The following is a 23,716-nucleotide window of genomic DNA, read 5'->3' on the forward strand; positions in this document are numbered from 1 at the left end:
TTACGTTTAACGCACCGCGTTATATCATCCCATGATCACGACATTCGGCGATAAGGCTACGGCAGCAATCTTCCACGGCAAGTTCGTGCATTCACTGCCGCTCTACATGCAGGCGCTCGCACGCCGCAAGCTGCTGATGATCGACGCCGCGGAGTCTATCCGCAGCCTGCATGCGCCGCCGGGCAACCGGCTCGAAGCCTTGCAAGGCCAGCGCAGCGGGCAGTGGAGCATTCGCATCAAAGCGCAGTGGCGCATCTGTTTTCATTTTGTCGACGGGGAGGCGCTGAATGTCGAAATTGTCGACTATCACTGATTATTGGGAGACCACCATGGTCATCAAACGCTCCGATCTGGGCAGTATCGACTTCTCCGACATCGGCACGGGAGAAAGCATCCCGGAGACTCACCCGGGGGAGATTCTGCGCAGCGAGTTCCTCGAGCCGCTCGGCATGTCCGTCAATGCGCTCGCACTTGCGCTGCGAGTACCGGCGCCGCGCATCAACGACATCGTGCGCGGTAAACGCGCCATCTCGGCTGACACCGCACTGCGGCTCGAACGCTACTTTGGCGCGAGTGCGCAGTTCTGGCTAAATCTGCAGATCGCTTACGACCTGCGCGTCGCCACCGCCGCGGCCGGCGAGCAGATCGAACGCGAGATCGAGCCGATGCCCAGGGCGAACCGGCCGAAACTGCCGAAAGTCTCGGCCGAACACGCCCGGGCGGCGGCGCTTGCGGCGAGCCTCACAGGCAATGTCACGGCCATCAAGGCTCGCCGCAAAGCGTGAATTCACGGGCCTTTGCAGGGTCCGGTAGCACCGTCGCCGGTTCTTGCACCTCAAAAGCACGGAACCGACACGGCGAGCGGTTAAAATCGAGACATTCCTCAAGCCTTCCCGGAGTACAGCAATGGCTTTGCAACGTCGTACCACTCTCACAAAGTACCTGATCGAGCAGCAGCGCGAGACCAACAACCTGCCGGCCGACCTGCGCCTTCTGATCGAAGTCGTCGCGCGCGCATGCAAGGCGATCAGCTACCACGTCAGCAAGGGCGCGCTGGGCGACGCACTCGGCACGGCTGGCAGCGAGAATGTTCAGGGCGAGGTGCAGAAGAAGCTCGACATCCTGTCGAACGAAATCCTGCTCGAAGCGAATGAATGGGGCGGCAACCTCGCGGGCATGGCGTCCGAGGAAATGGAACAGTTCTTCCCGATCCCGGCCAACTACCCGAAGGGCGAATACCTGCTGGTGTTCGATCCGCTCGACGGCTCGTCGAACATCGACGTCAACGTGTCGATTGGCACGATCTTCTCGGTGCTGCGCTGCCCGGACGGCCAGCAACCCACCGAACAGTCGTTCCTGCAACCCGGCACGCAGCAGGTCGCGGCAGGCTATGCGGTTTACGGCCCGCAAACGGTGCTGGTGCTGACCACCGGCAACGGCGTGAACTGTTTCACGCTCGACCGCGAGCTGGGTTCGTGGGTGCTCACGCAAAGCGATATGCGCATTCCGGTCGAGACGCGTGAATACGCGATCAACGCATCGAACGAGCGCCACTGGTACCCGCCGGTCGAGAAATACATCGGCGAGTTGAAGGCGGGTAAGGAAGGTCCGCGCCAGAGCGACTTCAACATGCGCTGGATCGCGTCGATGGTGGCCGATGTGCACCGTATCCTGAACCGCGGCGGCATCTTCATGTACCCGGCCGACAAGCGCACGCCGGACAAGCCGGGCAAGCTGCGCCTGATGTACGAAGCGAACCCGATGGCATTCATCGTCGAGCAGGCGGGCGGCGCCGCGACCAACGGCGAGAAGCGCATTCTGGACATCCAGCCGAAGAGCCTGCACGAGCGTGTGGCGGTATTCCTCGGCTCGAAGAACGAAGTCGACCGCGTCACCCGTTACCATCTGGAAGCAAAAAAGTAATCGCAGGGGCTTGCCAAGTTCGTAAAAGAGTCCCTATAATCTCGTTTCTCCTGATGCCGGAATAGCTCAGACGGTAGAGCAGCGCATTCGTAATGCGAAGGTCGGGGGTTCGATTCCTCTTTCCGGCACCACAAGATTCAAGCAAAAAGCCCAGTCCTCGTGACCGGGCTTTTTTTTCTGTCGCGGCTTTGCGAGATTCGCGGAGTCTACCCGCCAAAGTCCCATCGGTCGCATCGCGCAGTCATGCCAAGATTGCGAGCGACCACTGCATCTGCAACGATCAGGTTCTCAGCCGGCTTCGTGTCATACGCCAACACCGCTTCCTGCGGCGCTGACGGAAACCACGAGATCCGGCCGGCACACTCGATTCCGACCTGGCGTCCTTGCCAGTAGACAGCGTTTTCCATGGTGAACTCTCTGAGGGGCGAAGACAGCCATCTTCCGCGCGAGGCCCAGTGCGTCCGTTAGCCAGCGCACCGAACGCCGTGGATCGCTGCCACAACCATAGGCGGCGCGGCGCGCCCTCACCGGCCAATGGCGCAATTCGCTACTAAAATGGCGCGGAATCTCTATTGAAACTCGCGCTTCTCCTTCAGGAAATCGATCAGCGCGCGCAATTTGAAGGGCATCTGCACGCGGCTCGCCGTGTACAGATAAAAACCCGGGAAGCTTGGACACCATGCGTCCAGCACCCTCACCAGACGACCATCCGCGAGTTGCTCCTTCACGTAGTCGTCGATCACATGAAGGAGGCCCACGCCCTGCTCTGCCGCCCTCACCATCGTACGCAGATCGTTAGTGACCAGACTCCCGCGCGTCTCGACTTCGAACACGCGCGACGAATCGTCGGGCGGCGCGAACTCCCATCGATAAATACCGCCGCTGGTCGAGAAGCGGTAGCGCAGACAATCATGAGCCGCGAGATCGGCCGGCGTCGCCGGTGCCGGGTAGCGCTCGAAGTAAGCCGGTGAGCCAGCAACGGCAATGCGGATAGCGCCGCCCAGCGGCACCGCTACCATGTCCTGCGCGACCCGTTCTCCGAGTCGGATGCCCGCGTCGAAGCCTTCGCCGACCATGTCGGCGAAACCATCGTCGAGTGTCAGGTCGAGGCGGATCTGCGGATAACGTTGTGTGAACTCAGCCAGATGCGGCAGCACCAGCATCTCGCTCGCGACCCTCGGCAAATTAATGCGCAACGTACCGGCAGGCTGATCGCGGGTTTCATCGAGCGCCTCAAAAGCGGCTTCCAGCTCACCCAACGCAGGCAGCACACGAGCGAGGAATTGTGCGCCCGCCTCAGTCAAGGCGACACGCCGGGTGGTCCGGTTGAAGAGGCGCACATTTAGCTGCGTCTCGAGCGAGCGAATGCTTTGCGACAGCGCCGACGCCGTCACCCCGGATTCAGCAGCCGCGCGCGTAAAGTTGCCGTGACGCGCCACGCACACAAACGCCATCAAGGCCGGCAACTGGGCTGGATCCATCTCGATCTCCACTATTAAGCCGCACTTCACAATGCTTGCAGACAGAGGTCATTTTTCCAAGTAAAAAATCGGCGCACGATTACTCCATCGATTCAACTCTTCCCGCCTGATCACTCAAGGAGACTGACATGACGATGGACCGCTACAACCTGCTCGGCCGCGCGGGCCTTCGCGTAAGCCCGATCGCACTCGGCACGATGACCTTCGGCACCGAATGGGGTTGGGGCGCAGAGGAACAATCGGCGCAACGCCTGTTTGACCTGTATGTGGATGCCGGCGGCAACTTCATCGATACCGCCGATCTGTACACCGAAGGCACAAGCGAAAAATGGCTGGGCAAATTCGTCGCGGCGCGCGGTCTGCGCGACCGGCTGGTGATCGCCACCAAGTACGGCTACAACGCCGAGACCGGCAATCCAAACGCGGGCGGCAACCACCGGAAGAATCTGCTGCGTGCGCTCGAGGGCTCGCTCAAGCGCCTGGGCACCGACTACATCGACCTGTACTACCTGCACACGTGGGACCGCGTCACCCCGGTCGACGAAGTGATGCGCGCGATGGACGACGCAGTGCGCGCGGGCAAGATCCGCTACGTCGGCCTGTCGGATACGCCCGCGTGGTTCGCCGGACGCGCGCAGACGTTGGCTGACTGGCGCGGTTTCGAACCCGTCGCGGCCATGCAACTCGAGTACTCGATGATCGAACGCAACGCCGAAAACGAGTTCGCGGATCTCGCCGCCAATCTCGGCATGGGTCTCGTGCCGTGGAGTCCGCTAGGCATGGGGATGCTGTCGGGCAAATATCGTCCGTCGCAAAGCGGAGCGGCAAACGCCATTTCCGGCGACGGGCGTCTTGCGAGCCTCGCGAGCGCACCGCCGCCGGGATTCGACAAGCTGACCGAGCGCAACTTTCGCATCGTTGCGGAACTCGAGGCCGTTGCGAATCTGGCAGGACGGCCGATGGCTCAAGTCGCGCTGAACTGGCTGCATCAGAAGCGCGGCGTGTCGAGCATCATTGTCGGCGCGACCCGGCCGGAACAGTTGCAAGAGTCGCTTGGCTCGCTCGATTTCACGCTCGCGCCGGAATTGGCCGCACGGCTCGATGCCGTTTCGGAGCCTGCCCGTCCGTTCCCGTACTACATGTTTGCGGACGGCCATCAGGCGCGGATTCACGGGCAGGTCGAAGTCGCCGACAAATCCGCAGCCTACTCAGCACCTGTGAAAATTCCAGCGCCGACAGCGTAAAAATCATCCGATGCAGGCGCCGCGCTTCTTCGAGGACGCGGCGCCTTTTTATTTGCGAAAAATAACCTGAAAAACACTCCCGATCGTCAACGAATTCGGGCAATCGTTCGTTTACCAACAAATGAGGGGCTGAATGACCGCACTGAACGAATCGGTAATTAACGAACGTTCGGCCTAACGCAGAGAAAATCCTTCCAATGCGGCAGTGCACAAAAAGCACTGCCATTTGTTCATATGCTTACAGTTGAACAGACCATACTGTGATGCATTGAAGATAATGAGCGGAAGGCGCGCGGGGCAAGGCTGAGGAAGGAACGGCAGAGATATTGGACTGCGTTGTTTGACGGCGGCGAATTCAGCCGGATGCAGTCAACCGATAAATTCTATTCAAACATTCCGCTCCCGTGGCGGCCTGTACCGTTAAAGCAACACAAACATCTGAGCCGCATCAGACGCTGGTGTAAAACGGGGACCGAGGCAGATAATCGGTTTGTAAAGGAGAAAGATCATGGATGCCAAACCACCGAAGATTCCGACCCCGGATAAAGTCTTTAGCCCGGATCCGGAACCCGCTGGCGTCGAGTTTTTGGGTGCCGAACTGCCTGAGCACGTTCGCGCATTTTTCGACGAACAACGTAAGTCGTGCGACTCGAAGTAATTGGGCTGTGCAGCGATGCAGCATCTGCGTCCGCGCGTTCGGCGCGCGGTGACGGTTTGATCGCGCCCCTACGATTGTCTGTTGCCGCTTGCGCGGCGCGGGGTACGCCTGCCTGATCGCGGCGCCTGGCACATGTGGTCTGGCGCCTTGTTAGCGCACGTCTCTGACGGGCGTCTTTGAATAGCTGGTCGCTTGCTGGTCGTTTGTTGCAATCGATCGGCACGTCAGCCTGAGCCCGCCCGGCCTACCTACCTAATCCCGCTTAAGCCCATTTGATCGGCGCATCGTCTATTCTTCTGGTTTTTCTTCTGCGGCCATCCGGTCACTCCCCTCTTCGATGAATCGCTCGTATCGCTTTGGAGCGTCATGTGCGCTCGCTTTATTCACCGCAATCGCGCTGGTGCCCACTCCCGCCGTTGCGGATGGCGACGACACCGCGCTGACCAGCTTGATCGCCCTGGCATCGCAGCGTCTCGCGCTCGCGGAACCGGTGGCACGCTGGAAGTGGGCGAACCATCAACCGATTACGGATACGCCACGCGAGAACGCGCTGCTCGCCGACGTCGAAAAGCGTGCCGTCGCGGCGAACGTCGATCCGGCGTTTGCGCGCGCCTTCTTCCAGGATCAGATCGACGCCAGCAAGGACGTGCAGAACGCGCTGTTTGCCAACTGGCGTAGCACGCGCCCGCCCGAAGGTCCCGCGCCCGACCTGGCCACCAGCACAAGGCCGCAGTTGGACCGGTCGACGCAGTCACTCGTGGCCGGACTCGCGCGCGTGCAGCCGCTGCGCACGGCGCAGGATTGTCCGTCGCGCGTGGCACAGTCGCTCGCCAACTGGAAATCGCTGACGCGCTACGACTCGACCCGCTCGAGCGCGTTGACGCGCGCGCTCGGCCATGTGTGCGAAACAGGTGGAGTCGGTGCGACGGGCTAGTCGCTCTGTGCGGTCTGCGCGGCCGGATCGGGGCCTCAAGTAACTCACATTCGGCCACCGCCCTACAGGCGGATTGCGCCCGTATCAAGCAAAGGGGACACCGCTTGGGAAACCCTGCCTTAAGCCAGAGTCGCCACCGGTATGCCGTTCGAAACGCTCAACGGCATCACACGCAAGCCGCGCGCAAGATGACTTTGCAGAAGCCGATAGGTCGACAACTCGAAGGGGCCAGTCACGCTCGATGCATGCAGTGTCGCCGCCTGCGCGAGCGAGGGCGCATGCCCGAGGTAATGCCACCGGTCGACAACGTGAAAAGCGCGTGCGTGCGACGCTTCTTCACGCTCCTCAAATACGACCGGACCTTCGAACGGCCAGGGCGCATCCACCGGATCGCTCTTCGTGACGCGCGGCACGCGGTTATGGCCGGGACGCAGTGTGGCGATCAACTGCGCCTCCGCGAGCATGGCGCCCAGTTCACCGCCTGTCGCACGCCATTCGACCCGCCGCACTTGCTGCGCGAGCCGCATGTCCTTCGACGAACGTCGCTCGCCCGTCAGATGTGAGCGTAGCCGCTGACGCACGCGTACGCTTCGCCCGACATACAGCGGGAGGTCGTCTTCTCCATAGAAGGCATACACGCCGCACCCCGCCGGTGCAGTATCGAGCAGGTCTTCGGTGATGTCGCCCGCAAGCCGGTAGCGCCGTGTGGTGCGTTCGATCTGCGCTTGCAAAACCTCTAATGGCACGAGACCGCCGTGCAGACGCTGCCAGAACTGCCAGATCAGATCGGCGTCGGCCAGCGCGCGGTGACGATCGGACGGAACGAGGCCATGACGCTCCACCAGCGCGTCGAGTCCATGGCGTTTTTCCGCCGGAAACAATGCGCGCGACAGCCGCACCGTGCACAGCACATCCGGATCGAACGCCAGGCCGGCCCGGCGAAACTCTCCGCGCAGAAAGCCGCGGTCGAAACTCGCGTTGTGCGCTACGAAAAGTTTGCCATTCAGGCGTTCGAATAGAACCGGGGCGATGGCATCGAACGTCGGCGCACCTCGCACCATCGCGTTCGTGATGCCGGTCAGTTGCTGAATGAAAGAGGGAATCGGTTGCTGGGGGTCGACCAGGCTGCTCCAACGCGATACGCCGGCCGGCCCTATTTCAACCACCCCAACTTCGGTGATGCGATGTTCGCTGGTCGAGCCACCGGTGGTTTCAAGGTCGACGAAGACGATCGGCATAGCCAGAGCCGACTCTGGCACAAACTGTTCAGACATGGAAAAGGATACTTTGGACGCGTGGCTTTGCGGCAAGTATGCACCAGTTAGCCGCCTCGCACCCACCCCGTATTGCTTTGCCTTGGGTGCCACGCGTTGCAAAGACTGCATTTCGCACGATCCCTGACCCGCTCAGCGCTGCGCATTATTATATTTTTATGACTCCGGCTTGAAACTCCGGCCTGAAACTTCGGGAGACGCCACTTTACCGCCCGTATAGCCTCATATATTTAATACGAACCAGATAGTTAATAAAATCAGGCACGTCGGTATAATGAACGGAAGTAAAAGAGCCTTCGCATCTGGCGAAGGCTTTTGGGACGACTGGGATCACACTGCCCTGAGGCACGCGCAAAGCCGCGCGCGATTTACAGCGGCTGGATGTTCGCCGCCTGCTTGCCCTTCGGGCCCGCCTTAACCTCGAAGGAAACGCGCTGATTCTCCTTCAGCGACTTGAAACCTTCGGAGCGGATCTCCGAAAAGTGCGCGAACAGGTCTTCGCCACCCGCATCCGATGTAATGAAGCCAAAGCCTTTAGCATCGTTGAACCATTTGACGATACCAGTTTCCATATTCCAGTTTCCCTCTACGTTTATCAAAATGGGCACGTTGCCCTCAAGCCGCACTTCATTGCCATTACGTCCGCGACAGAACATTTCAGAAGGCCTGCACAATCAGATCCGGCGATTGAAATTCAGCATTGCCGTTATACGGGGAACGAAGAATTACCGTCAAGCGAATTTTTCATATGCCCTTAGTACAGGTCACGATAATGCAATGCCGGATGAATCAAAATCACAGCAGCATAGTCAGCGAAAACCGGACAATCTTTCAAGTCAATATTACTTAATCGGTGCCAGATACTGGCAATGTCGGCAAAAACTTCTCCCACCAATGAAAATATGTAACAAGACATGTTTCTGGTAAGTGTTTATCCGAGTTGTTGCGCTGCACTCATCGCCGCATGATGGAAATCAGTAGCGAGAAGTAATTCGCTTCAGGGGAGATTACTATGCTGTTCAATGAATTCCGCCGCCTTATTACCTGGCTCACCCACCCGCATCAGCCGCGCGCCAGCACGGTTCCCGTTCAGTCTGAACCGGCCGCCACGTCACCTTCAGTGTTCGAATTTGATCCGATGTGGCATGGGGACCATTGGCAAAACTTGCTGTCGTCACCCATGGACGCACGCCGCTACGTGATGGAAGACTGGAGCATCTCAACCTTGACCGACTGGAGCGAAGTAGACAACGCCGCGCCAGCACACTGACTGGCGCCCGCGAAGCCATAACCAGCGAGCAAAAAAAAAGCGCGACTGGGAAGTCGCGCCGACAAAGGTTTGGAGATCTTTTTCGTCAACGAAAAAGTCTGCTTCGGAAAGCAGAACTTTCAGTATAGCGGTTTAAACGCAATCGATTATTCGCATAATTAACAACCATCTGTTTCCATAGCAACAACAATCCTTTTTTGTATGATTTATCGCGTTGTTTTTTTGCATCGATTACTGTCGCAAATGAACAACGCAACGCCGTCAATTCGCTTCCCACTCCCCATCAATAGCGCTGAAAGCCTTTATCAGTAAGGCTTAAGCGGAATTCGTCCATCATTTCACATCCAGTAATACTTTATTGCGAAATTCGGAATGCGCGCTTTTGTGAGCGTCTCTTTACACTCTGCCTAACCGGAAACCGGCGCGTTTGGAGTACAACGCGTTTCTCATGCGGATTTCGCCTCTCGCTGCGCCCGCGTGAAGGTCTCCCTAAGCCTGGGTTCAAAAAGCCCACTCTAGCTCACGGAGTTACAAGATGAAGAAGACACTCATGGTCGCGGCCCTCACGGGCGTTTTTGCAACGGCAGCACATGCCCAGAGCAGCGTCACGCTGTATGGCTTGATCGACGCCGGCATCACTTATACGAATAACCAGCACGGCCACAGCAACTGGCAAGAAACCAGCGGTTCGGTGAACGGCAGCCGTTGGGGCTTGCGTGGCGCAGAAGATCTTGGCGGCGGTCTGAAGGCCATCTTCACGTTGGAAAACGGCTTCGGCATCAATGACGGCACGCTGAAACAAGGCGGCCGCGAATTTGGCCGTCAAGCGTTCGTCGGCCTGTCCAGCGATCAGTTCGGCTCCGTCACCCTCGGTCGTCAATACGACAGCATGGTCGACTACGTGGGTCCGCTGGCGCTTACCGGCACGCAATATGGCGGCACGCAGTTCGCCCACCCGTTCGATAACGACAACCTCAACAACTCGTTCCGCGTCAACAACTCGGTCAAGTACCAGAGCGTGAACTACGGCGGCTTCAAGTTCGGCGGCATGTACGGTTTCTCGAACCAGGCTGACGGCTTCGCCAACAACCGCGCTTACAGTGCGGGCGCTTCGTACAACTGGGGCGGCCTGAATATCGCTGCTGCTTACTTGCAACTCAACAGCAATGGCGCGACTGGCGCAGCGGCAGCATTCAATTCGGGCGGCGCGGTTTCGAGCGACAACACGTTCTTCGCGGGCCGCCAACAAACCTGGGGCGCGGGTGCTAACTATGCATTCGGCCCGGCTACCGTCGGTCTCGTGTACTCGCAAACGAACCTGTCGGGTCTGGCTGGCATCGGCGCCGGCGCGTCGGGTCAAACCGGTGGTATCGGCGGCTTCGGTGGCAGCAGCGCTCACTTCCAGAACTTCGAAGCTAACGCTCGCTACGCGCTGACGCCGGCAGTGAGCATCGCCGGTTCGTACACGTACACCCGAGCAAGCCTTGCCGGCACACGCCCGCACTGGAACCAGTTCAACCTGCAAACGGCGTACGCGCTCTCCAAGCGCACGGACGTCTATCTGCAAGGCGAATACCAGCAAGTCAACGAGAACGCTGTTGTCGACGCCGACATCAACGGGCTGGCCGCTTCTGGCAACAACAAGCAGGTCGCCGTGACCGCAGGTCTGCGTCACCGCTTCTAAAGCGGTCGGCAATCGCCGCAGTATCCAAGGCGCCGTTCGCGGCGCCTTTTTTATGTCGCCACGAAAGTTCGCTTAGCCAGCGGTATCGGGCGGCGGATACTTAACGTCCAGAATGTCGATGGACTGGGGGCCGGCCGGGGTGTACAAGGTCACCGTATCGCCGATCTTTGCCTTGAGCAGCGCCCGCGCGATCGGCGAAATCCAGCTCACGTGGCCAACGTCCAGGTCGACCTCGTCGACACCGACGATCGTCACGGTATGCACCTCGCCGTCTTCCGTTGCATATTCGACGGTCGCGCCGAAGAAAACCTGATCGACGTTTTCCTGCTTGCTGCTATCGACTACTTCGGCAATATCGAGTCGCTTGGTCAGAAAGCGGATCCGCCGATCGATCTCTCGCAGACGACGTTTGCCGTAGATGTAATCGCCGTTCTCCGAGCGGTCGCCGTTCGAGGCCGCCCACGACACCAGTCTGACCACCTCCGGCCGCTCGACATCGATCAGATGTAGCAGTTCATCACGCATGCGCCGGTAGCCGGCGGGCGTGATGTAGTTTTTCGTACCCGGTGGGATTTCGGGCTGCGCGACGTCGAGGTCGTCGTCATTCTCTTCACTCGACTCTTTGACAAAGGCCTTGTTCATGATGATCCGGTAACCGCAGCAAACGACTGCCTATCAAGGGTACACGATCAGGGCAATGAGACAAATCGCAGTTACATGCTTCCCTTTTTCAAAACCTTTGCTATAATCTCGTTTCTGCGTGCGGCTGTAGCTCAGTTGGATAGAGTACTTGGCTACGAACCAAGGGGTCGTGGGTTCGAATCCTGCCAGCCGCACCACCTATAAGGGCCTTCCGATCGGAAGGCCCTTTGTTTTTGCGTGACCGGTTCTGCTATCGTCACGCCCCGCGGCCAGGCTTTTGCTTTTGCGCCCGGGCCAGCATCACGGCAACTATCGCGGCGCCGACTGAATATCACCGATCTGCCCATCGGGAGTCGGTATATCTTCAAACGAACTACCCACCGTGTCCTCGCCAATTGGCCGCGCACGCTCGCCGGTGACCGCCTGCTCCTGGCGCAACACGTCGCCCACACTATCGCCGAAGCGACTTTCCACGAACGCCCGCAGTAGCGCGATCTGCAGCGAGTCTCCGCGCCCTTCCACGGTTCGATGGCCGCCCTCGAATTCCGCGATGCAATGCGCCGCACCCCGATCGGTCCGCTCACGCACCTCCAGCCGTTGCGTACGTTCCAGCACCGCAGCGGCTGCTTCCCATGACCTGGACGGCGTAAAACGGCCGTCCCATGACCGGCCACGGTCAATGCCGCGAATCGAGACCGTTTCGCCGCTGTCGGTAAAGTAGATTTCGCGCACGAAGTCGTGCAGGCTGCGGGCGACCCAATAGTCGAGCGCCACGCCGGTGAGGTCAGCTACGTTCATAAGGGTTCTCCCTGAAGAACAGATGAGACTTACCGACGGCCGATGCGTTCGCGGTCTCAACGAAGGCGCTGCCCGGCGCCACCCGTGGGGCGCTCAGACGTCCGCTGCGAGCAGCTTCAGCCGGCCACAGATCAGTAGTCCGCCCGCTCGCGGTCGATCCGCATCCCGCCGTCGTGACGGTGATGCCCCTCATCGCTCGGCCGTTCGCGCGCGATCCGCATCACGTCCGGATTCGTCCGCACGCGGCGCATGACATTGGCGAGATGGACACGATCGCTCACCTGGATCACGAAACGCAGCACCGTGGATTCCTGCGACAGATCTTCGTCCATCGCGATGTGGACGATGTTCGCATCCGCCGACGTGATGTCGGCCGCCACACGGGCGAATACGCCCTTGGTGTTCTTGACCAGCACCTTCACCGCGACGTCGAACAGACGCCCCGGCTGCGGCGCCCATGCAACATCGATCCAGCGGCCCGGGTCGCGCTTGTGGATGCGCTGCGCGACGCGGCAATCGGTGGTGTGGATCGCCATGCCGAGGCCAATGCCGATATAGCCCATGATGTCGTCGCCCGGGATCGGACGGCAGCATGCGGACAACTGTACTGACATGCCTTCGGTGCCCGTGATAACGACCGGCGGCGCATGCGGCGCTGTGCCGTCGCGCGAACCGTCGTCGTCCGCGTCGCGGCCGCTCATCAGCACTTCGATACGCTTGGCCATGACCGCGGCGACACGCCGGCCGAGACCGATATCCGCGAAGATTTCCTGACGGTTCTTGTTGCCCGTCCACTGCACGAGCTTTTCCCACGCTTCCGGCGTCACGTCCGACAGCGCCAGCCCGTAGCCCTTCAGCGCCTGGTCGACAAGACGTTCGCCGAGCTGGACGGACTCGTTCAGGCGCATCGTCTTCAGATAATGGCGGATTGCCGAACGCGCCTTGCCGGTGCGCACGAAACCGAGCCACGCCGGATTCGGCTTCGAGTACGGCGCCGTGATCACTTCAACAATGTCACCGCTCTTCAACTCGGTGCGCAGCGGCAGCAGTTCGTTATTGATCTTCACGGCGACGCACTGGTTACCCAGGTCGCTGTGGATCGAATATGCAAAATCGAGCGCCGTGGCGCCGCGCGGCAGCGCCATGATCTTCGACTTGGGCGTAAACACGTAGACCGCGTCCGGGAACAGGTCGATCTTGACGTGCTCGAGGAATTCGCTGGAATCGCCCGCTTCGCTCTGGATGTCGAGCAGCGACTTGAGCCACTGGTGCGCGCGCTTCTGCACGTCGTTCAGATCCGCGCCGCCGTTCTTGTACAACCAGTGTGCCGCGACGCCCGCTTCGGCAATCTCGTGCATCTTGCGCGTGCGCACCTGGAACTCGATCGGTGCACCGAACGGGCCGACCAGCGTGGTGTGCAGCGATTGATAGCCGTTCACCTTCGGGATCGCGATGTAATCCTTGAACTTGCCCGGCACTGGCTTGTAGAGCGCATGCAACGCGCCGATGCACGTGTAGCACTCGAGCGCGCTTTCAACCACCACGCGGAAGCCGTACACGTCGAGCACCTGCGAAAACGACAACTGCTTGTCGCGCATCTTCTTGTAGATACTGAAGATGGTTTTCTCGCGACCGGTCACTTCGGCGTCGAGCTTCGCGTCGGCAATCGCGCGCTGCACCGACTCCAGAATCTTGCCGACCACTTCGCGCCGGTTGCCGCGTGCGGCCTTGACGGCCTTTTCGAGCGTGGCGTAGCGATGCGGGTTGAAGTTCGCGAAGCTCAGGTCCTGCAGCTCGCGATAGGTATTGTTCAGGCCAAGCCGGTGGGCGATCGGCGCATAAATGTCTAGCGTCTCGCGCGCCACGCGGCGGCGTTTCTCGTGCGGCACCGCACCGAGCGTGCGCATGTTGTGCAGCCGGTCGGCGAGCTTCACCAGAATCACGCGGACGTCGCGTGCCATCGCGAGCAGCATCTTGCGGAAGTTTTCCGCCTGCGCCTCTTCGCGATTGCGAAACTCCATCTTGTCCAGCTTCGACAACCCGTCGACCAGTTCCGCGACCTTCGCGCCGAATCGCTCGGCGAGTTCGGCCTTGGTCACGCCCTGGTCTTCCATCACGTCGTGCAACAGCGCCGCCATGATCGACTGGGCGTCGAGATTCCAGCCGGCGCAGATTTCCGCGACGGCGACAGGATGGGTAATGTAGGGTTCGCCGCTCTGCCGATACTGGCCGAGGTGGGCTTCGTCGCTGAAATGGAACGCCGCCTTGACGTCCTTGATCTCTTCCGGCTGCAAATAGCCGGACAGAGCGGAGGTCAGTTTGGCGATCGAAACGACGTCATGCCGGCGCGGTTGCTCCGGCGTGGCGGTCGGCCCAAACAGATGGCGAAACGACTGTTCGAGGACCGCGTCGATGTACTTCCGTGCGGACGAGGGCGAGTCAGCGTCGTGTTCCACTTCCGAGGCGGTGGGCGGGGTCGTACTCATGTTCGCCTCCGTAGCGGTTAGGGTTGGACGCCGGTCTGCACGGTGATGCAATTACGTGTAGCAAATAGACCTGGCAAATACAGGCAATCGAAAACCGAACAGTGCGCCTTAAACCGGCACCTTCTTCAGCATTTCGACGCCAACCTGGCCGGCTGCGATTTCGCGCAGTGCGACGACGGTGGGCTTGTCGCGGCTTTCGATCTTCGGCGTGTGACCTTGAGCGAGCTGACGCGCGCGATAGGTCGCGGCAAGCGCGAGTTCGAAACGGTTCGGGATCTGTTTGAGACAGTCTTCGACGGTAATGCGGGCCATGTTGGGTTCCTTCTCAGTATGTCGCTTATTCTACCTTATGTGCTCGAACCATCGCCGCGTTCACGCGTGCGGCAGGTGGATGCCGAGCTGCACGAAAAGCTGCGTGTGGCGCGCGTATTGCGAGGCGAAGCGCGAACGCGTCGCGGCCACGAGGCAGCGCAGTTCACCGAGCGCACGATCGAAGCTGTCGTTGATCACGACGTACTCCGCTTCGGCCGCGTGCGCCATCTCGCTGCCGGCCGCGAGCAAACGGCGCGTGATCACGTTCGGTTCGTCCTGGCCGCGCTTTTTCAAACGCTCTTCGAGCGCCTCGAGCGACGGCGGCAGGATGAAAATTTCCACTGCGTTGTGAAACTGCTTCTTGACCTGTTGCGCGCCTTGCCAGTCGATTTCGAGCAGCACGTCATGGCCGCTTTTCATCTGCTCTTCGATCCACACGCGCGACGTCGCATAGTAGTTGCCGTGCACTTCCGCGCTTTCCAGAAACTCGCCGGCCGCGTGACGGGTCAGGAAATCGTCGACCGTCGTGAAGTGATAGTGTTCGCCGTCCTGCTCCTTCGGACGCGGCGGGCGTGTGGTGTACGAAATCGACAGACGGATCGCGTCGTCGCCGGCGAGCAGCGCGTTCACGAGCGTCGACTTGCCTGCGCCCGAAGGCGCGACCACCATGAACAGGTTGCCGGGATAAGCACCGGCGTAAGGGTTGCGCGGTGCGCTGGTTTCGCGTGTGTGGTCGGTCATGTTCTCGGGGCTCCTGCCTTACTCCAGATTCTGTACTTGCTCGCGCATCTGTTCGATGAGCAGCTTCAGGGTCATCGACGAATCGGCCAGTTCCTTCGCGGCCGCCTTCGAGCCGAGCGTGTTCGCTTCGCGATTCAGCTCCTGCATCATGAAGTCGAGGCGCTTGCCGACCTTGCCGCCCTTCTCGATCACGTGACGCGTTTCGTTCAGGTGAGCCGTGAGACGCGACAATTCTTCGGCAATGTCGATGCGAATGCCATACATCGTCACTTCCTGGCGAATCCGCTCGTTGATTTCCTCGCGCGAGACGATCGTTGCCGCCGTATCGGGCGCGGCAATACCAAGCGCTTCCTGCAGACGTTCGACGATCTTCTGCTGATGCTTGGCGATCAGTTCCGGCACCAACGGTGTGATCTTCGTGACGATCGCTTCCATCTCGGTGACGTTGGCGAGCAGCATGGTCGCCAGTTGCGCGCCTTCACGAGCACGCACGTCGATCAGATCGGTAATCGCCTGCTTGCCGCAAGCAAGCACCGCGTCGCGCAACACTTCCGGCGCCACGCCGGTTTCGGCCAGCACGCCAGGCCAGCGCAGAATTTCGCCGGTACGCAGGCGCCCCGCTTCCGGAAACGTCGACAGCACGGTGCGCTCGAGCAGCGCGAGTTGCGTCAGCGCATCGCGATTGACCGAGCCTGCGTTGGCCGACTGTTCGCTGCGCTGCAGGTTGATACGAATATCGACCTTGCCGCGCGAAAGTTTGTTCATCAGCATTTCACGCAGCGTCGGTTCGCAAACGCGCACGTCTTCCGGCATCCGGAAGTTCAGATCGAGAAAGCGCGAGTTCACCGTGCGCAATTCGACCGATACGCTCACACCGCCGGTGCCCGAGGCCGCGACGAGTTCGCGCGTGGCGCTCGCATAGCCAGTCATGCTGTAGATCATCGTATTTCTCGCGATTGTGGCCATGCGTTTTGACGATGGCCGGAGAGTCGAATCGCCCGGCGTGTACGAGACGCGGGGCGGGGAATCCGCATTATCCCATTTTTACCGGCAAGGCCCTTTATACGCGGGCCGCCGCCTGCGCCGTGCGACTTCGCTGAGAGCCCCGGCGCATGCGGCTGCCCGCCCGGCTACCAGGCCGCCCCGCGCCCGGCGCGATCGGCGGTAAAATCGCGCTTTCCCTCCCGCTTTTCTTCCAGACCGATCCCAACATGACCAACGACACCCAACGCCCCAGCGGCCGCCAGGCCAACCAGCTGCGCGACGTGCGCATCACGCGCCACTATACGAAGCATGCGGAGGGCTCGGTGCTGGTCGAATTCGGCGACACCAAGGTCATCTGCACGGCGAGCATCGCCGAGAGCGTGCCGTCGTTCCTGCGCGACCGTGGCCAGGGCTGGCTGACCGCCGAATACGGCATGCTGCCGCGCGCCACGCATACCCGCAGCGACCGCGAAGCCGCGCGCGGCAAGCAAACTGGCCGCACGCAGGAAATCCAGCGCCTGATCGGCCGCGCCTTGCGTTCGGTATTCGATCTCGAGAAACTTGGTGCGCGCACGCTGCATATCGATTGCGACGTGATCCAGGCCGACGGCGGCACGCGCACGGCGAGCATCACCGGCGCGTTCGTCGCCGCGCATGACGCGGTGGCAAAGTTGCTGGCCGCGGGCCGCATCGAAACTTCGCCGATCACCGACTACATCGCGGCGATTTCGGTCGGCGTGTACGACGGTCTGCCGGTGCTGGACCTCGACTACGACGAAGACTCGCAATGCGACACCGACATGAACGTGGTGATGACGGGCGCGGGCGGCTTCGTCGAAATTCAGGGCACCGCCGAAGGCGCGCCGTTCTCGCGCGACGAAATGAATGCGCTGCTCGATCTGGCAAGCGACGGCATCAACACGCTGATCGCGAAGCAGAAAGAAGCATTGGAGCAGAAGAGTGAGTGAAGGTCGTCAAGACATCGGCGGGGTTGCATCTGACTCGCCGCTGAAGAAGGTCGTGCTGGCGTCGAACAACGCGGGCAAGCTGCGCGAGTTCGCGGCGCTGCTCGGCGCGGCCGGCATCGAGCTGATCCCGCAGGGCGAGCTGAACGTGCCGGAGGCCGAAGAGCCATATCCGACTTTCGTCGAAAACGCGCTAACCAAGGCGCGTCACGCGGCGAAGCTAACCGGCCTGCCCGCGCTGGCCGACGATTCCGGCTTGTGCGTACGCGCACTGCGTGGCGCCCCCGGTGTTTACTCTGCACGTTATGCGCAGCGCGCCGGCGGCGAAAAGAGCGACGCGGCGAACAACGCACAGCTCGTTTCAGCGCTGGCCGGCGAAACCGATCGTCGCGCGTATTACTACTGCGTGCTGGCGCTGGTGCGTCATGCGGACGATCCCGAGCCGCTGATCGCCGAAGGCCGCTGGCACGGCGAAATGCTGGATGCGCCACGCGGCGGACATGGTTTCGGCTACGACCCGTACTTTTTCCTGCCGTCGCTGAAAGCAACCGCCGCGGAACTCGAGCCGGCCGTGAAGAATGCCAGCAGCCATCGCGCGATTGCGTTACGGCATCTGCTCGCGCGGCTGACGGAGGAAGCGTGATTCCGATCAAACCAGCGCCTGCCGATATCGGCAACGGCGTCATCAAGGCTTTCACGTCGCCGGGCAGCATTCGCCTGACGTCGTTGCCGCCTCTGGCGCTGTATGTGCACTTTCCGTGGTGCGTGCGCAAATGCCCTTACTGCGATTTCAACTCGCACGAGTGGAAAGGCGACACGTTTCCCGAAGCCGAGTATCTCGATGCGCTGCGCGCCGATCTGGAGCTCGCGCTGCCGCTCGTGTGGGGGCGTCAGGTCCACACGGTATTCATTGGCGGCGGCACACCCAGCCTGCTGTCGGCCGCCGGGCTCGACCGCATGCTGTCCGACATCCGCGCGCTGCTCCCGCTCGACGCCGATGCGGAAATCACGCTCGAAGCCAATCCGGGTACGTTCGAAGCGGACAAGTTCGCGCAGTTTCGCGCGAGCGGGGTGAATCGCCTGTCGGTGGGCATCCAGAGTTTCAATGAAGCGCATCTGAAAGCGCTTGGCCGGATTCACGATTCGACGCAGGCACGCCATGCGGTGGAAGTGGCCGCGACCACCTTTGACAACTTCAACCTCGATCTGATGTTTGCCCTGCCGGGGCAAACGCTCGCACAATGTCAGGCAGACGTGGAAACAGCGTTGTCGTTCGCGCCGCCGCATTTGTCGCTGTATCACCTCACGCTCGAACCGAACACGCTGTTTGCCAAATTCCCGCCGGCGCTCCCCGACGACGATGCTTCCGCCGACATGCAGGACTGGATTCACGAACGCACAACGGCCGCCGGCTATGAACGCTATGAGGTATCCGCGTATGCGCAGCCGCATCGGCAGAGCAAGCACAATCTGAACTACTGGCGCTTCGGCGATTATCTCGGCATCGGCGCGGGCGCGCATACCAAGCTGTCGTTTCCGAACCGCGTGCTGCGTCAGATGCGCTACAAGCATCCCACCACGTTCATCGAGCAGGCCAAAGCCGGCACCGCTGTGCAGGAAGAGCACGAGGTCGGGCCGCGCGATCTGCCATTCGAGTTCATGCTGAACGCGCTGCGGTTGGTGGAAGGGTTTCCGGTACATCGATTTATCGAGCGTACGGGAATGTCGATGACCTCGATCGAGCCGGCTTTGCAGGAGGCGGAACGGCGCAAGCTGATCACGCGCGACCACGAAAAGATCGCCCCGACGCCGCTTGGCCAAGCCTTCCTGAACGATCTGCAAGCGCTGTTTCTGAAGGATCCGCAGTAATTGCAGAGCCGCTGAGCCCCGCAACGGGGATTTTTCAGGTTACAATTTCGGGCTTGGAGGTGTGGCCGAGCGGTTTAAGGCACCGGTCTTGAAAACCGGCGAAGGAGTGATCCTTCCGTGAGTTCGAATCTCACCGCCTCCGCCAGACACTCAATGAAAACGGGCCACTCGGCCCGTTTTTCGTTTCCGGCCACCGAATAACCTGTCAATTGGCGACGTGCCAGTAAGGTCTGCCATCACGCAATAAATCGAACGGGTAAGCAACTGTAAATGAAACCCGATCAGATCGAGGTTTCGTAATTTGCCGTCACACGGCACCCCGAACGAACCCTGCTGCCGGCTCCTCCAAGTCTTAAAGACGGAGGAACCATGGTCAAACTACTGTTTGTGATCGGCTTCGCAGTGGCCCTGTCCGGATGTGTCGTCGCGCAGCCGTACGGCTACGCACCGGCATACGGATACGCCCCCGGCTACTACGCCGCCCCGAGCGTCAGCGTGGGGGTTGGCGTCGGCGGTTATTACGGCGGTCGCGGGAGATGGTAAGCCGCAACCAGGCCGGCGCCAGTCGATCTCCATTTGCTGGCGCTGTCCGCTATTAAGGGGAACCCCTCCCTCAACATCTTGCTCCCCCGGTCGATATCAAGACTATCTGTGCACTCAGCACAAGTCAGGGAGTTGCTCATGAAAATCCGGGCTTTGGCCGTTGCGTCGATTTGGGTTGCCGCGAGCACGGTCGTTCCGTCCGCATTTGCAGATACATTTGCGGGGACGTCAACAGCGCTATCCGACGACGACAGCGCCGCGGTGTTCGGCTCCGCCGGGTTGTCCAGTCTGCAGAATGTACGCGGCAGTGCATCGACTGGAGCGTGCGCAGCAACGGTTGGCGCGAATGCGCTGAAAGGGGCGAGCGGCAATATCGGCGTGAATCTGGCGTCCGGAACGCTGAATGCGCAGACCAATCAGATCGCCCTTGTCGGCACACCTCAAACCGCGATCGCCTCGCAACAGAATCTGCAGACCGCCGCGCAGTTGACGGGCAATGCCACCGCGGGGCTCGGCGCCGGTTCACTGGCGGCCGTGAGCGGCAACGTTGGCGTGAATATCGCGGCCGGCGCGGGCAATGCCCAATTCAATGGGCTCGTGATTCACTAAACCGATGCGCAAAAACACCTTAGCCAAGAGTTAAACCAGCGCGGTCGCTTCGATCTCGATCTTCAAGCCGTAATGCAGATGAGGGACCGGCACGACGGCACGCGCCGGACGCGCGTCGCCGGCCCAACGCGCGTAGATCTGATTGAAGCTCGTCCAGTTTTCGACATCAACGATATAGACGCGCACCTGCACCAGTTGCGCAATGCTGCTGCCGGCGCCTTCGAGCGCAGCCTGAAGATTGGCCAGCACCTGCTCGGCCTGAATCTCGAACGAGGCATCCGCGAGTTTTTCGCCCTGCGGGTTGATCGGCAACTGCCCCGAGACGAAAACAAAACCATTAGCGATCGCGACATGGCTGTAGTGTCCACCTGGCTTCGCCAAAGCAGCGGGATTATCGAGGTGCGGCAGGTGCGGGTCGTGCTGACTAACAGCCATGAAAACTCCGAAGGGGATCGCGCCTAAGCGGCGCATGGCTACGCGCGGTGCACTGTAAGCACTTGCCGCGCATGTCACACGCTTACACGCTTACACGCTAAGCAGGCACATCCAGCTTCTCACGCGCATCGGCGCAGCGGCGATTCAGGTCGCGATGCATCAGCTGACTGTCGAGCAGCGCTGATACATCAGACAAACCGTAATCAAAGCGCAAGACGTATTCGATGTCTGTGTAATCGTGATAGGCGCCGCTGTCCGCCAGCTTCTGCGCTTCAGCAAAGGCAGCATGCTGCCGCTCGCCGTTCATCAAATCTCTGATCGCCATGATTGCCGCTCCGAGGAACAGTGACTCCATCATAGCAATGCAAATCAAAACGCACGGTAGCGCGCGCGCAACACCTGGTGTTTTCCGTAGACACGCTTATTAACGCTGGGCGCAGACACAGTTTCGCCGCACGTTTCGGCTAAGGAACAATGATCCGCGTTGAGCAACGGACCCGCACCTCATACGGCCTCACACAGACTCACACTAACACGGGCCGCTTCAAGCCGCGGCGACGGGCACCTTCGTGCGATGCCATTTAACGACCAGAATCCGGCCGATGTAACACAACACACCAGCAACGCCTACAACAACGCCCATGCCCTTGGGCGAGCCGTCCTGCCAGAGTCCGACGGCGAGGCTCGACAACGCGCCGAGTGCCAACTGTACGGCGCCGAACACGGCGGCCGCGGCGCCGGCATTCACCGGATACCGATGCATAAGATCGGTTGTACAGTTGGCGGACAACAGTCCAACGACGCCGACCACGAAGAACAGACCGAAGACGATCGACCAGAGTCCGCCCCACCCGGTGAGCGAAACGAGACAGACGAACAGCGACGCGATGCAACTCACCGTCGCGGCAAACGAAATGATGGGCAACGAACCCAGCCGCCCGACGAGACGTGTATTCATGAAGTTACCGAACATGATGCCGACGATGTTCAACGCGAACAGAAAGCCGTAATGCTGCGCCGACACGTGGAAATATTCGATGTAAACGAAAGGCGTCGCGGTGATGTAAGCGAACATCGACGCGAACGCCATACCGCCGCACAGCATGTGCCCCCACGCAACCGGATCGCGCAGCAACCTGCCATAGGCGCCGAACGATTTCAGCAGCGCCGAATGCGCGCGCTTTTCGGGCGGCCAGGTTTCCGGCACCTTGAGAAACGCGGTCACCGCGCACACTGCACCGAATAGCGTCAACACGATAAAGACGACGCGCCAGCCGCCGAGCAGCAGCAACTGGCCGCCGATCAACGGCGCGAGCAACGGGCCGATCGACGTGACGATGGCCAGCATCGACAGCACGCGCGCGGCGTCGGTCGGACCGTGCGCGTCACGAGCGATTGCGCGCGCCAGCACCGAAGCCGCCCCCGCGCCGAGCGCCTGTACGAAGCGGAACGTCACCAGCGACTCGATCGAAAACGACAGCGCGCAGGCCACGCTCGCGAGCGCATACATGATGATGCCGCCGAGCAGCACAGGCCGGCGGCCATAGGTATCCGACAGCGGACCATAGAGCAGCATGCCGATCGAAAAACCGAACATGAAGCTGGTGAGCGTGGTTTGCGCGGCGCCGGTGCTGATGGCGAATGCCTGCGCGATGGTCGGCAGGCTCGGCAAGTACATATCGATGGAAATCGGCCCGCATGCGGCAAGCGCACCGAGCAACAGAATCAGCCGGCCATCGGGCCGGCGTCTGGTGACGTGAGACATGGGAATCCAGATGAAGCGCCGCGCCGTGATCGGCAGCGAAACGCGGTGAAACGGCTCAAACCGCAGCTTGACGACCTCAATTGTACGCGACGGCTCAAGCATGCGCCGCGCCCGGACGCTGGTCGAGCGGACCGCCCTGCCCCGCGGCAGGCGCGCCGCCGATCGGTTAAGCTGCCGCGAGAACGCGTGAGGAGCGCCCCGCAGCGGCGCCCGCGCCACCCTTTACCTGAATCCAACCCAGCCTACCCCGCCCCCGACATGACTGCTTTCCTGCTGATCTGGAGCCCCAAGAAATGGCCGTGGCCCGAGTTGCCTGACGTAGCGAAACGGGTTGCCGCGGGCGTGGCGGTGGCTGACGTGTGGGGATGCGGATTCGCCCGCAGCATCCTGCCGGGGGACCGCGTATTTCTGCATCGTGTCGCGCAGGAACCCAAGGGCATTTTCGGCTCGGGCTACGTCACGCGCGCGCCGTACGAGGTCCCCGACCCGGCGACGAAGCGTGGCTACCGCTTGTGCATCGACTTCGTGTATGACTGGGTGGTCGACGCGCATGAAGGCGTCGTGATTGCGCGCGACGTGTTGCGCACGCATCCGTTTTCGGTCCAGACATGGGACGCGCAAAGCTCGGGAACCGTCATCAAGCCGATCGCCGAAGGCGCATTGGAAAAGCGTTGGGCCGAACTCACAGGCAAGCGCAAGCCACCGAAGCTGAATGAGCCAGCAGGCCTCATTCGCTCAAGCAAGGTAACGGCCCACAAGGCGGCAGCCGCGAAAACCGCGACAGAAAGCCGCGCAAAAACAAAGCCAGCGCCGGCCAAAAAACCCGCAGCAAAAAGCGCGCGCAAGACCTAAACGCCGCCAGGGGTTGATGAAGTACCGCGTCGGCGCGCGCAGCGCCGCCGGAGGTATGACTGCCTTGTCACTAGCGCCGAATGTGCGAGAACACAGATTCCAGATGCACCACTACCGTGGCTGCGCGGGGGACCCGCTTATGAGCTTGCGGTGTGAAGCCGCTTTCTTTGCTTACTTGTATATTGGTCCCAGTGTCCGGAAACTGATCCTTTCCGTTCACCGGAAGCGGTAGCCCGTTTTGCTTACC

The 23,716-nt window shown here is 60.8% G+C and carries 26 protein-coding genes and 3 tRNA genes; 17 read left to right on the forward strand and 12 right to left on the reverse strand.

The genetic code is table 11. The features are described from left to right. Nucleotides 1-31: 31 nt before the first annotated feature. The 4 genes from AC57B6_RS02370 (at nt 32) to AC57B6_RS02385 (ending at nt 2,054) form a co-directional block, all read left to right on the forward strand. The gene (locus AC57B6_RS02370) at nt 32-313 is read left to right on the forward strand and encodes a type II toxin-antitoxin system RelE/ParE family toxin (protein WP_496420635.1); all 282 of its coding nucleotides are present in this window, start codon (nt 32-34) and stop codon (nt 311-313) included. A 16-nt stretch (nt 314-329) separates the two neighbouring features. Next, a complete protein-coding gene (locus AC57B6_RS02375) occupies nt 330-785 on the forward strand; it encodes a HigA family addiction module antitoxin (protein ID WP_106352548.1) in 456 nt (151 codons plus the stop codon). A 121-nt stretch (nt 786-906) separates the two neighbouring features. Further along, a complete protein-coding gene (locus AC57B6_RS02380) occupies nt 907-1,923 on the forward strand; it encodes a class 1 fructose-bisphosphatase (protein WP_028200141.1) in 1,017 nt (338 codons plus the stop codon). A gap of 55 nt (nt 1,924-1,978) precedes the next feature. Beyond that, nucleotides 1,979-2,054: transfer RNA gene (locus AC57B6_RS02385), tRNA-Thr, on the forward strand. Between the two features lie 438 nt (nt 2,055-2,492). Here AC57B6_RS02385 and AC57B6_RS02390 read toward each other — a convergent pair. After that, a complete protein-coding gene (locus tag AC57B6_RS02390) occupies nt 2,493-3,404 on the reverse strand; it encodes a LysR family transcriptional regulator (protein WP_218623388.1) in 912 nt (303 codons plus the stop codon). Between the two features lie 128 nt (nt 3,405-3,532). Here AC57B6_RS02390 and AC57B6_RS02395 point away from each other — a divergent pair, with 128 nt between their 5' ends. The 3 genes from AC57B6_RS02395 to AC57B6_RS02405 all read left to right on the forward strand — a co-directional run bounded on the left by AC57B6_RS02395 (nt 3,533) and on the right by AC57B6_RS02405 (nt 6,240). Next, on the forward strand, nt 3,533-4,648 hold the full coding sequence (locus AC57B6_RS02395; RefSeq protein WP_496420636.1) for an aldo/keto reductase: 1,116 nt from the start codon (nt 3,533-3,535) through the stop codon (nt 4,646-4,648). A gap of 508 nt (nt 4,649-5,156) precedes the next feature. Further along, nucleotides 5,157-5,306, forward strand: coding sequence for a hypothetical protein (locus AC57B6_RS02400; RefSeq protein ID WP_028200145.1), 150 nt, complete (start codon nt 5,157-5,159; stop codon nt 5,304-5,306). A gap of 337 nt (nt 5,307-5,643) precedes the next feature. Continuing rightward, nucleotides 5,644-6,240: a chorismate mutase gene (locus tag AC57B6_RS02405; protein WP_496420637.1), complete on the forward strand. Its 597-nt coding sequence runs from the start codon at nt 5,644-5,646 to the stop codon at nt 6,238-6,240. 119 nt (nt 6,241-6,359) lie between these two features. Here the strand turns inward: AC57B6_RS02405 and AC57B6_RS02410 are convergent, their stop codons facing one another. Then, nucleotides 6,360-7,514, reverse strand: coding sequence for an exonuclease domain-containing protein (locus tag AC57B6_RS02410; protein ID WP_046568008.1), 1,155 nt, complete (start codon nt 7,512-7,514; stop codon nt 6,360-6,362). Nucleotides 7,515-7,882: 368 nt separating this feature from the next. Continuing rightward, nucleotides 7,883-8,086, reverse strand: a complete 204-nt coding sequence (locus AC57B6_RS02415; protein ID WP_046570151.1) for a cold-shock protein — start codon at nt 8,084-8,086, stop codon at nt 7,883-7,885. 440 nt (nt 8,087-8,526) lie between these two features. Here AC57B6_RS02415 and AC57B6_RS02420 point away from each other — a divergent pair, with 440 nt between their 5' ends. Beyond that, entirely contained in the window at nt 8,527-8,784 is a 258-nt protein-coding gene (locus tag AC57B6_RS02420; protein ID WP_106352547.1) for a hypothetical protein, read from the forward strand. A 535-nt stretch (nt 8,785-9,319) separates the two neighbouring features. Then, the gene (locus AC57B6_RS02425; RefSeq protein WP_028200150.1) at nt 9,320-10,468 is read left to right on the forward strand and encodes a porin; all 1,149 of its coding nucleotides are present in this window, start codon (nt 9,320-9,322) and stop codon (nt 10,466-10,468) included. A gap of 72 nt (nt 10,469-10,540) precedes the next feature. On the opposite strand, the gene greB is transcribed toward AC57B6_RS02425, so the two are convergent. After that, a complete protein-coding gene (greB, locus tag AC57B6_RS02430; protein ID WP_028200151.1) occupies nt 10,541-11,110 on the reverse strand; it encodes a transcription elongation factor GreB in 570 nt (189 codons plus the stop codon). 120 nt (nt 11,111-11,230) lie between these two features. Between greB and AC57B6_RS02435 the strand changes: the two genes are divergently transcribed. Continuing rightward, nucleotides 11,231-11,307: transfer RNA gene (locus AC57B6_RS02435), tRNA-Arg, on the forward strand. Nucleotides 11,308-11,419: 112 nt separating this feature from the next. Here AC57B6_RS02435 and AC57B6_RS02440 read toward each other — a convergent pair. The 5 genes from AC57B6_RS02440 to AC57B6_RS02460 all read right to left on the reverse strand — a co-directional run bounded on the left by AC57B6_RS02440 (nt 11,420) and on the right by AC57B6_RS02460 (nt 16,389). Then, the gene (locus AC57B6_RS02440; protein ID WP_028200152.1) at nt 11,420-11,908 is read right to left on the reverse strand and encodes a phage protein NinX family protein; all 489 of its coding nucleotides are present in this window, start codon (nt 11,906-11,908) and stop codon (nt 11,420-11,422) included. A 131-nt stretch (nt 11,909-12,039) separates the two neighbouring features. Further along, a complete protein-coding gene (locus AC57B6_RS02445) occupies nt 12,040-14,394 on the reverse strand; it encodes a RelA/SpoT family protein (protein ID WP_496420638.1) in 2,355 nt (784 codons plus the stop codon). Nucleotides 14,395-14,502: 108 nt separating this feature from the next. Further along, a complete protein-coding gene (rpoZ, locus tag AC57B6_RS02450; RefSeq protein ID WP_006025620.1) occupies nt 14,503-14,706 on the reverse strand; it encodes a DNA-directed RNA polymerase subunit omega in 204 nt (67 codons plus the stop codon). Between the two features lie 60 nt (nt 14,707-14,766). Continuing rightward, nucleotides 14,767-15,447 (reverse strand): guanylate kinase, encoded by a 681-nt coding sequence (gene gmk / locus AC57B6_RS02455; protein WP_028200154.1) that lies wholly within the window; start codon nt 15,445-15,447, stop codon nt 14,767-14,769. Between the two features lie 18 nt (nt 15,448-15,465). After that, complete coding sequence (locus tag AC57B6_RS02460) at nt 15,466-16,389, reverse strand: YicC/YloC family endoribonuclease (RefSeq protein ID WP_028200155.1); 924 nt, start codon at nt 16,387-16,389, stop codon at nt 15,466-15,468. 269 nt (nt 16,390-16,658) lie between these two features. Between AC57B6_RS02460 and rph the strand changes: the two genes are divergently transcribed. The 6 genes from rph to AC57B6_RS02490 all read left to right on the forward strand — a co-directional run bounded on the left by rph (nt 16,659) and on the right by AC57B6_RS02490 (nt 20,417). Beyond that, nucleotides 16,659-17,399, forward strand: coding sequence for a ribonuclease PH (rph, locus tag AC57B6_RS02465; protein WP_028200156.1), 741 nt, complete (start codon nt 16,659-16,661; stop codon nt 17,397-17,399). Beyond that, nucleotides 17,392-18,039 (forward strand): RdgB/HAM1 family non-canonical purine NTP pyrophosphatase, encoded by a 648-nt coding sequence (gene rdgB, locus AC57B6_RS02470; RefSeq protein WP_030101201.1) that lies wholly within the window; start codon nt 17,392-17,394, stop codon nt 18,037-18,039. Before rph ends, rdgB begins: the two co-directional genes overlap by 8 nt. Beyond that, nucleotides 18,036-19,265, forward strand: a complete 1,230-nt coding sequence (gene hemW / locus AC57B6_RS02475) for a radical SAM family heme chaperone HemW (RefSeq protein ID WP_028200158.1) — start codon at nt 18,036-18,038, stop codon at nt 19,263-19,265. Before rdgB ends, hemW begins: the two co-directional genes overlap by 4 nt. A gap of 55 nt (nt 19,266-19,320) precedes the next feature. After that, nucleotides 19,321-19,410, forward strand: a tRNA-Ser gene (locus tag AC57B6_RS02480). 224 nt (nt 19,411-19,634) lie between these two features. Then, entirely contained in the window at nt 19,635-19,808 is a 174-nt protein-coding gene (locus tag AC57B6_RS02485; RefSeq protein ID WP_167346785.1) for a hypothetical protein, read from the forward strand. A gap of 138 nt (nt 19,809-19,946) precedes the next feature. Beyond that, the gene (locus AC57B6_RS02490) at nt 19,947-20,417 is read left to right on the forward strand and encodes a FapB/FapC family functional amyloid domain-containing protein (protein ID WP_252888345.1); all 471 of its coding nucleotides are present in this window, start codon (nt 19,947-19,949) and stop codon (nt 20,415-20,417) included. Nucleotides 20,418-20,447: 30 nt separating this feature from the next. Here the strand turns inward: AC57B6_RS02490 and AC57B6_RS02495 are convergent, their stop codons facing one another. The 3 genes from AC57B6_RS02495 to AC57B6_RS02505 all read right to left on the reverse strand — a co-directional run bounded on the left by AC57B6_RS02495 (nt 20,448) and on the right by AC57B6_RS02505 (nt 22,617). Continuing rightward, nucleotides 20,448-20,852: a RidA family protein gene (locus AC57B6_RS02495; RefSeq protein WP_444512912.1), complete on the reverse strand. Its 405-nt coding sequence runs from the start codon at nt 20,850-20,852 to the stop codon at nt 20,448-20,450. A 97-nt stretch (nt 20,853-20,949) separates the two neighbouring features. After that, nucleotides 20,950-21,177 (reverse strand): hypothetical protein, encoded by a 228-nt coding sequence (locus AC57B6_RS02500; RefSeq protein ID WP_030101199.1) that lies wholly within the window; start codon nt 21,175-21,177, stop codon nt 20,950-20,952. Between the two features lie 219 nt (nt 21,178-21,396). Then, entirely contained in the window at nt 21,397-22,617 is a 1,221-nt protein-coding gene (locus AC57B6_RS02505; protein ID WP_444512911.1) for a Bcr/CflA family multidrug efflux MFS transporter, read from the reverse strand. Between the two features lie 258 nt (nt 22,618-22,875). Here AC57B6_RS02505 and AC57B6_RS02510 point away from each other — a divergent pair, with 258 nt between their 5' ends. Continuing rightward, nucleotides 22,876-23,469: a hypothetical protein gene (locus AC57B6_RS02510; protein WP_454806707.1), complete on the forward strand. Its 594-nt coding sequence runs from the start codon at nt 22,876-22,878 to the stop codon at nt 23,467-23,469. Nucleotides 23,470-23,716 lie beyond the last annotated feature (247 nt).

The organism is Paraburkholderia sp. BGA-UO-ETr-F12 (assembly GCF_059567945.1).